General features: G+C 62.1%; 7 protein-coding genes. 6 read left to right on the top strand and 1 reads right to left on the bottom strand.

The genetic code is table 11. The features are described 5' to 3' along the window. The 3 genes from VEK15_20860 to VEK15_20850 all read left to right on the top strand — a co-directional run. Positions 1–485 (top strand): hypothetical protein (locus tag VEK15_20860; protein ID HXV63163.1); only part of this gene is annotated, 485 nt, incomplete at its 5' end. Between the two features lie 532 nt (positions 486–1,017). Beyond that, complete coding sequence (locus tag VEK15_20855; protein ID HXV63162.1) at positions 1,018–3,732, top strand: vitamin B12-dependent ribonucleotide reductase; 2,715 nt, start codon at positions 1,018–1,020, stop codon at positions 3,730–3,732. 12 nt (positions 3,733–3,744) lie between these two features. Beyond that, positions 3,745–4,779, top strand: coding sequence for a thiamine pyrophosphate-dependent dehydrogenase E1 component subunit alpha (locus VEK15_20850; GenBank protein ID HXV63161.1), 1,035 nt, complete (start codon positions 3,745–3,747; stop codon positions 4,777–4,779). On the opposite strand, the gene mtaB is transcribed toward VEK15_20850, so the two are convergent. Then, on the bottom strand, positions 4,751–6,058 hold the full coding sequence (gene mtaB / locus VEK15_20845) for a tRNA (N(6)-L-threonylcarbamoyladenosine(37)-C(2))-methylthiotransferase MtaB (protein HXV63160.1): 1,308 nt from the start codon (positions 6,056–6,058) through the stop codon (positions 4,751–4,753). The two genes, VEK15_20850 and mtaB, sit on opposite strands and share 29 nt — an antisense overlap. A 73-nt stretch (positions 6,059–6,131) precedes the next feature. On the opposite strand from mtaB, the gene VEK15_20840 reads away from it, so the two are divergent. The 3 genes from VEK15_20840 (at position 6,132) to VEK15_20830 (ending at position 8,794) form a co-directional block, all read left to right on the top strand. Beyond that, complete coding sequence (locus tag VEK15_20840; GenBank protein ID HXV63159.1) at positions 6,132–6,734, top strand: response regulator; 603 nt, start codon at positions 6,132–6,134, stop codon at positions 6,732–6,734. 81 nt (positions 6,735–6,815) lie between these two features. Then, positions 6,816–7,916: a tagatose-6-phosphate ketose isomerase gene (locus VEK15_20835; GenBank protein HXV63158.1), complete on the top strand. Its 1,101-nt coding sequence runs from the start codon at positions 6,816–6,818 to the stop codon at positions 7,914–7,916. Beyond that, on the top strand, positions 7,913–8,794 hold the full coding sequence (locus tag VEK15_20830) for a PfkB family carbohydrate kinase (GenBank protein ID HXV63157.1): 882 nt from the start codon (positions 7,913–7,915) through the stop codon (positions 8,792–8,794). The genes VEK15_20835 and VEK15_20830 overlap by 4 nt, the downstream gene beginning before the upstream one ends. Positions 8,795–8,937 lie beyond the last annotated feature (143 nt).

The following is an 8,937-nucleotide window of genomic DNA, read 5'->3' as shown; positions in this document are numbered from 1 at the left end:
CGGGACGACGGCCGGACCAAGTCGAGCCACCCGGTCCGTCGACCAAAGGCATCAAGGTCTCGCCCCAGCTCTACGGAGCGGCAAAGGCCGAGAGGGTGCGCCAGCTACTCAGGGACATCAAGCTTCACTTTCAGGTGCGCGATTGGGAGCACGCCGTCTCCCTGCTGTACGAGCTCGTCGAGCTCGAGCCCCAGGAGGCCAAACACCACGGGATGCTGGCGCGGGCCATGGCGCGCCACCCGGTAATGCGAAAGGACGCGGAGCGGCATTTCATCGAAGCCCTCAGGCTCGCGCCCCAGGACGCGGATCTCCATTTCTCGCTCGGCCTCTATTACAAATCCTTCGGCATGCATTTTCGCGCCCAAACCTCGTTTCGCACCGCGCTTCGCATCAATCCGAAACACGAGGGTGCAATCAAGCATCTGAGCGGCGGGGCGCGTACGAAAGACCCCTTGCGGGGTGTGTTCAAGAAGATCTTCGGCTAGCCGTTAGCCCCTCCCGGCGCGTTGTTTCCCAATCCCCCGACGGGTTTTCCGCCGGATCGGGGTTAAAGAAGCACTTGAGGTCCCGCTTGTAAGTGATCGCCAGATGAAGCGCGTGACGTCGTCTCCGAACAGTTATCAACATTCTAATCGAAATGAATCCCCGCGGCGCCCAAACGGGTTAAGTTCCATCCACTCAAGACCTTCCCCCTATATTTAGTAGTGCTGGAATGACGACCACCCAAAATCTAGTATTTTTTTCTTGACTCACGATTTCGACTGCGCTTATAAATCGAAATCCAAGGCTAGCTCAAAGAATAAAGCGGTCTTGCTCGGTGCCGTCGGATTCATGGAAGGCGGTGGCGGATTTTCGTCCAAGACCCGAGGTGTATCTTTAGAATAGAGCCGTAGATCGCGGTCGCGCAAAGAAGACGGCGGGCCAGGATCGTGCGGATATGGAGAGTTGTTCTCTTTCGAAGCGGAGGCAAAGATGGCCACGACAAAGAAGGACTCATCGCTGGTTGTGGATCCAGAAATGACGGGAAGCGATTCTCCCCCAGTGTCCGACAGGCCCAACGGCTTGAGATTCGAGCGGACTTTCACCCGAGCAGGCCTATCGCCCTATGACACGGTGGAATGGGACGTGCGTGACGCGATCATCACCGACGAGAACGGCGACGCGATCTTCAAGCAAGAGCGGGTCGAGGTGCCGAAGAGCTGGTCGCAAATGGCGACGAATATCGTCGCCTCGAAATACTTCCATGGCTCGCTGGAAAAAGGAGAGCGGGAGCATAGTGCCCGACAGCTCGTGGGTCGCGTCGTAACCACCCTCACCCGTTGGGGGGTGGAAGGCAAGTATTTCGATTCGAACGAGGACGCCGAGACGTTCGAGGACGAGCTCACCTTCCTCCTTCTCAATCAATACGCCTCGTTCAACTCTCCCGTCTGGTTCAACTGTGGAATCGAGAAGAAGCCCCAGTGCTCGGCCTGCTTCATCAACTCGGTCGAGGACACGATGGAGTCGATCTTGAACCTCGCCAAGACCGAGGGAATGCTGTTCAAGTGGGGCTCGGGCACCGGCTCGAACCTCTCGACCATCCGGAGCTCCAAGGAGAGACTCTCGGGAGGCGGCATCGCCAGCGGTCCCGTCTCGTTCATGAAAGGCTACGACGCATTCGCCGGAGTGATCCGGAGCGGGGGCAAGACGCGACGCGCGGCGAAAATGGTCATCCTCAACGTGGACCATCCCGACATCATCGAGTTCATCCAATGCAAGCTCAAGGAGGAGCGGAAGGCCTGGACGCTCATCGATGCCGGCTACGATGGATCTTTCAACGGCGAGGCCTACGCGTCCATCTTCTATCAGAACGCGAACCATAGCGTGCGCGTCACCGACGAGTTCATGAACGCCGTCGAAGAGGACCGCGAATGGGAAACGCCCGCGCTGACAACCGGCGAGATTCTCGGGCGATACCGGGCGCGGGAGATCCTCCGAAAGATTGCCGAATCGACTCATGCCTGCGGCGATCCCGGGATGCAGTTCGACACCACCATCAACCGTTGGCACACGTCGAAGAACTCCGGACGTATCACGGCGTCCAATCCGTGCTCCGAGTACATGTATCTCGACGATAGTGCCTGCAACCTCGCGTCGCTCAATCTCATGAAGTTCCTTACGCCCGAGGGAGAGTTCGACGTCCGCTCCTTCCGAAAGGCAGTGGAGGTCGTGATCACCGCGATGGAGATCATCGTCGGGCGAGCCAGCTATCCGACGGATCGGATCGCGATGAACTCGGATGCCTACCGGCCGCTGGGGATCGGCTACGCCAACCTCGGCGCACTCCTGATGTTCCAGGGCATCCCCTACGACAGCGACCGGGGCAGAGACACGGCAGCGGCCATCACCGCCGTGATGACCGGCCAGGCCTATGCCCAGTCGGCAAGGATAGCCTCCCACCTCGGCCCCTTCGATGGGTACGAGCGCAACCGCGGCCCGATGGTCGACGTGATGGAAATGCACCGCGACGCCGTGTCGGGCATCGAGCCCACCCGGGTCCAACCCGATCTGTACCTCGCCGCGCGCCAGACCTGGGACGAGACGGTGGAGCTCGGCCGAAAGCACGGGTATCGAAACGGCCAGGCTTCGGTGCTCGCGCCGACGGGGACGATCGGCCTGATGATGGATTGCGACACCACCGGCGTAGAGCCCGATCTCGCTCTGGTTAAGTACAAGAAGCTCGTTGGGGGAGGTCTCATGAAGATCGTGAACCAGACCCTGCCCAACGCTCTGCGGCGCCTCGGCTACCCCGGCGATGAAGTCGATGCGATCGTCGACTACGTCCACGAGCACGGCCACGTGGAGGGTGCGCCCTACCTCAGGGACGAGCATCTCTCCGTATTCGACTGTGCCGTGCAATCACCCGGAGGAACGCGAGCCATTCACTACATGGGCCACGTAAAGATGATGGCGGCGGTCCAGCCCTTCCTCTCGGGCGCGATCTCGAAAACGGTCAACATGCCCAAGGAGTCGACCGTCGATGAAATCATGCGGACCTATGTGGAGGCCTGGAGGCTCGGTTTGAAGGCCATCGCCATTTATCGCGATGGCTCGAAGCGAACGCAGCCTCTCAACACATCGGTGACGCCAGTTGCCAAGGGTGCGGCAGAGGCCCTCCGTCCCATCCAGCGCAAGCTCCCCGTGGAGCGGCAGGCCATCACCCACAAGTTCAACATCGCCGGCCACGAAGGCTATATCACCGTCGGCATGTACGATGACGGCTCGCCCGGGGAGATCTTCATCAACATGTCCAAGGAAGGGTCCGCCGTCTCTGGCCTCATGGACGCTTTCGCCCGGGCCATCTCCTATGCGCTCCAGTACGGTGTTCCCCTCGAGGTCCTGGTGGACAAATTTGCCCACACCCGATTCGAGCCCTCGGGATTCACCGGCAACGCTCAGATTCCCTATGCGAAGTCCATCACCGACTACATCTTTCGCTGGCTCGCGCTCAAGTTCCTCTCCGAGGACAAGCGCGCGAGTGCGGGGCTCGTCGGTGCGACCGAGGAGGTGCCGGTGCTCGCCGAGGCGTCACTCAACCTCGAGCCGGCGACCGGGGCCGGTACCGAAAAAGTTGGCCCCGTGGTTCCACGTTTCGAGGACGCCCCGCCCTGCTCGACCTGCGGATCCATCATGGTGCGCAACGGCAGCTGCTACAAGTGCTTGAACTGCGGCAGTACGAGCGGCTGTTCGTAACCGTTGAATGCAGTGAGCAGCGTCTTCAAACCGATACCCCCCGAGCTCGACAGGCTCGCGATCGACCCGGGTGATCTATCCTTCGACGAAGACGCGCTCGTCCGCATGTACCGTGCCATGACCCTCGCCCGGACTTTCGAGACCCGGCTGGCGTCGCTGTACCGCCAGGGAAAAATCATCGGCGCGGTGTACCTCGGCATCGGCCAGGAGGCGATTGCCACGGGGGTTGCGTCGGTTCTCGGAGAGGGCGATGTGTTCAGTACGGTGTCTCGAAGCCTCTCGGCCTGGTTCTACCGGGGGGTCGAACCGAAGCACGTAATGGCTCGGTGGCTGGGAAAGGATGTTCCTCCGGCGCATGGGAGGGATCTCGGTTTATTCCTCGCCGACCTGGAGAACTACGGCATCGCGCCCTATCACAATGGCTCGATGGCGTCCTGGATCCCGTCGGGTGCCGGTTTCGCCCTGGCGTTCAAGATGAAGCGGCTGCCGAACGTCTACGTCGCCTTTACCGGGGATGGTGCCACCAGCCCCGGCGATTTCTACGAGGGACTGAATTTTGCGTCGATCCACAAGCTGCCCCTCGTCATCATCGCCGAGAACAACCAGTTCGCCTACTCGACTCCGATTCATCGACAAATGCCGGTCGAGAAAATCTCCGATCGCGCCCCGGCCTTCAACATCTACAGCGATCTCGCTTTCGGAAACGACCTGTTCGCCGTCATCCGGACGGCGCAAAAGGCGATCGACCACGCACGCCGAGGCGAGGGCCCCGCCCTGGTAGAGTTCCTGACCTTCCGGCGGCGCGGCCACGGGGAGCACGACGACGCCTCCTATGTTCCCGAAGAAATGTTTCGCTATTGGGAGCAGCGCGACCCGGTTAAACTGTACGTCGATTATTTGACCGGCAGGGGCGGCGTCTCCCACGAGGAACTTCGAGCGGTCGACGAGGAATGTGCGCGCATCGTCGACGAGGCGGTCGACTACGCGAGCGCGCAGCCCTTTCCCGAGCCCGAGTCAGTCACCGAAAGACTCTTTGCCCCGCGGTGATCGATCCCAGAGCGAGATCGTTCGACGCCGATCTCACGACCACCCGCCGGAGCTCGTTCTTTAGAGGTTCGTCGGAAACGACGCCGACCCGGAGGTAGTTGTCGGTGAGCCCGACCCACAGGCCGTTCTCGTCCTTTTGCTCGAACAACACCTCGACCTCCCGACCGACGTATCGAGTCCCGAACGCGCGCCGCTTATCGTCCGAAAGAGCCCGCAGGGCCTGGCTTCGGTGCTTGATCGCGTCGGGCCCGACGTGCCCCTCGAGCCGCGTCGCTCGCGTTCCGTAGCGCTTCGAGTAGCTGAAGACGTGCAGATAGGCGAATGGGAGACTCTCGAGGAAACGATAGGTCTTGTCGAACGAGGCGTCGGTCTCCCCAGGAAACCCGACGATCACGTCGGTGCCAAGACCCACTTCCGGCACCTTGTCGACGACCTCTTCCAGAAATCGACGATAGCTCTCGGGCGTGTATCGGCGGTTCATCGCTCGCAGCACGGTCTCGTCTCCGCTCTGGACGGGGACGTGAAGATATCGGCATAGTTTCCTCGAGAGCGCCATTCGGTCGACGAGTGAGGTCTCGATCGTCGTCGGTTCGATGGAAGTGATCCGGATACGGTCCAATCCATCGATCCCTTCGAGCCATCCGATCATGCCGTCGAAACTCGTCCCTTCGTGCTCGTAGCGACCGATGTTGACGCCGGTGAGGACGATCTCGCGGAACCCTCGAACGGTCAGGGCACGGGCCTCACGGAGCAGATCGGGAAGTTTGCGGCTTCGTTCCCGTCCCCGCGTGAACGGGATGATGCAGAACGAGCAGAAGAAGTCGCAACCGTCCTGAACCTTCAGGTTGGCGCGGGTCGTTTCGTAGTGGCCCGTACCCGGCACCTCGAAGTCCGAATCGTCGATGAGATTCGAATGGAGCACCGCGGGCTCGGGGAGCTTTCGGGGCTCATCGATCAAGCTCGGAAACTTGTCCTTGTACTCCGTGCCCACGATGAGGTCCACGCCGGGAATGGCACGAAGGGCCTCGAGACCCACCTGCGCATAGCACCCGGTCACGACCACGAAGGCGTCCGCCCTCCTCCGAAGCGCCTTCCGGATGGCGTTGCGGCAGCTCGCCTCTCCTCGCTCCGTTACCGAGCAGGTGTTGATTACGACCACGTCGGCGGGCTCGCCCCACTCGACGATCGCGTAGCCCTTGTCCCGGAAGGCCCCCGCCCAGGACGCCGCTTCGGTTTGGTTCAAACGGCATCCGAGGGAGTGGAACGAAGCGGTATGCAACCGTATCTCCTTGTAAAGCAGGAGTATAGCAAAGTCCTCAAGTTTTTCGGCGGCAGGCCGATAAGATGCGAAGATGCGGGTTCTCATTGCCGAAGACGATCCGATCTCGAGACGGCTGCTCGAAGTCACTTTGTCGCGGGCCGGTTACGAGGTCGCGCTCGCGTCCGATGGACGCGAGGCCTGGGCGCTCATCGACGGTCCGGATCCGTCTCGCCTGGTCATCCTGGATTGGATGATGCCCGGCCTCGATGGCATCGAGATCTGCCACCGGCTGCGGCGTCCGCCGCGCTCGCCTTACACCTACATCCTCCTCGTAACGACCAAGAACCGCAGTGAAGACCTCGTCGCCGGTCTCGAAGCCGGCGCGGACGATTACCTCATGAAGCCCTACGATCCTCACGAGCTCCAATGTCGAGTGGCGGCGGGGGCTCGCGTGGTCGCGCTCGAAGCGGAGCTCGAGCGGAAGATCAAAGAACTGGAGCGCGCCGTTCGCCACGTCGGTCAGCTTCAGGGTCTTCTGCCCATGTGCATGTACTGCAAGAAGATCCGCGACGACTCCGATACCTGGCACCGCCTCGAGAGCTACATCCAGGCCCACTCGGGCGCTCTCGTCAGCCACTCGCTGTGCGACGAGTGTCGCGTCGAGCACTTTCCCAAAGTGGCGTCATCGGGCTAGACCGGGAAGACCTTTCTCGAGGGGCTCCACCGGATGGTTTTGCCCCTCGCCGGAAGTTCCGCTTATGCTTAATCGTATCGTATGGCAAAAAAGGTTGGCTCCAACCCACGACTCGCGGATCTCCTCGATGCGCCGGAGCGAGAGCAGCGTCGACGAGGCTACTTCCACACTGTTCGGGAGATCGACCAGCAACCCGAGACCTGGCTCGAGACCGCCGAGCTGTCCCTGCCGGCCCTAGTGACTACCGAAGGACCCGTGTATTTGACGGGCTCGGGAAGCTCCTATTACATCGGAGAGTCGCTCGAGCCGATACTGGCTCGGAAGCTCGGGCGCCGGGTGAGGGCCGTCCCCGCCGGGTCGTTTCTGACCTCCGGCGAGAGCCTGCTCGGCTCCGATGCGACGGGAACGCTCGTGTCGTTCGCCCGATCGGGTGACAGCCCCGAGAGCATCGCCGTGGTCGACTGGTTTCTGAGAACGAGACCGGGGTTTCGCCATCTCGTACTGACGTGCAACGCCGAAGGGGCGCTGGCAACACGCTATTCCGGGCGCGACGACGTGGAAGCCGTCGTTCTCAGCGAGCGCACCAACGACCGCTCGCTGGTCATGACCAGTAGCTTCACGAACCTGTGGCTCGCCGGAAGGCTCCTCGCCGGACGAGATATCGACGTGACCCGGCTCGCGGCGCAAGCCCGATCGCTGCTCGATGGCTTCTCCCCTTCCCCATTCTTTTTCTCGACGGCAATATTCCTCGGAACCGGCGAGCGCTTCGGAGCCGCGCGAGAGGCCGCCTTGAAGATGCTCGAGATGTGCGATGGAGTCGTACCCACTTTCGCCGAGACGTTTCTCGGCTTTCGCCACGGGCCCATGTGCGCGGCGAGAGACGGGGCCCTTCTCGTCGGGTTTCTGTCATCGGAAGAGCCCGCTCGCGCCTACGAGCGAGACCTCTTGGGGGAGCTCGAGCGGAAGAATGTCGCTGCCCGGTTGTTCCTCGCAGGAGAAGACGGTGACGTGCGCTACGACGGCCCCGACGACGAGGTTCCGGTTCTCGACGTCGTCGTGGGTCAGCTGCTCGCGCTCTTCCGCTGTCTCTCCCTCGGCCTGGAACCCGACGCTCCCTCACGAGCCAACGTCATCACCCGCGTCGTGGAGCGATTCCCGATTCACGACGCCGCTCGTCGATGACGCGCTTTCTCGTCGTCGGCGAGCTCAACGCCGACGTCGTGCTCAAGGGCGAGTCCCGCCTTCGACCGGGCCGCGAGGTGGTGGTCGACGAGTTTCGTCTCACGCTGGGAAGCGCCTCGGCGATTTGTGCTTCCGGGCTAGCACGCCTTGGAAACGAAGTAGCTTTCGTCGGCCTCGCCGGAGACGACCTTCTCGGCCACTTCTGCCTCGGTCAGCTGGCCGCTTCGGGGGTGGATGTCAGTCGTGTGATCGTGGATGAGGGCGAGCGGACTGGAGTCACCGTCTCCTTGAGCACCTCGGCGGATCGCGCCCTCGCCACCTATCCAGGAGCGATGGAGCGCTTCGAGCTCGACGAGCTCCCGTCGGAGTTCGATCACGTTCATGTCTCGTCATACTTCCTGCAGAAACGTCTCGCGCGTCAGTTGCCAGCGCTGTTTCGCGCGGCACGATCACGCGGCAGCACGAGCTCTCTGGATCCGGGTCACGATCCGAAGCAACGCTGGGACTCCGGACTCGGCGAAACGCTTGCGGAAGTCGACCTGTTCCTGCCCAACGAGGCGGAGCTTTTGGCAATGGCCCCCGAGCTCGCGGAAAGAACGCTCGTGGTGGTAAAGCGCGGCTCGGCCGGCGCGGAATCCCGATCGGGCGATACGCGATTTCGAGTCCCCGCTCTGGCCGTTGACGTGGTGGACACGACCGGCGCGGGCGACTCCTTCAACGCCGGGTTCTTGCACGCCTGGAAGCGCGGCAAACCTCTCCCGGAGTGCCTCCGCTACGGAGTCGCGGCGGGAAGCCTCTCGACGAGAGCCTTGGGTGGAATCTCGGCCCAACCCGACGCCGAGGAGCTCGAAGCAGCGCTCGCCGAGATGGTCGAGTAGACGAATTCCAGCGAGCCCTGGCCTTTTCAGTACCGCGATTTGAGCAGCTCGATGCAGGGCCGGAGCGTTTCTCGCCACGCCGTGTCCAGCTCGGCGCTGTACTCCAGATCGTACTCCGCGACCGTGTGGAGCAGACAGTCGAG

The organism is Vicinamibacteria bacterium, from assembly GCA_035620555.1.
GTDB lineage: Bacteria > Acidobacteriota > Vicinamibacteria > Marinacidobacterales > SMYC01 > DASPGQ01.
This window is presented reverse-complemented; position numbering and strand designations above follow the sequence as displayed.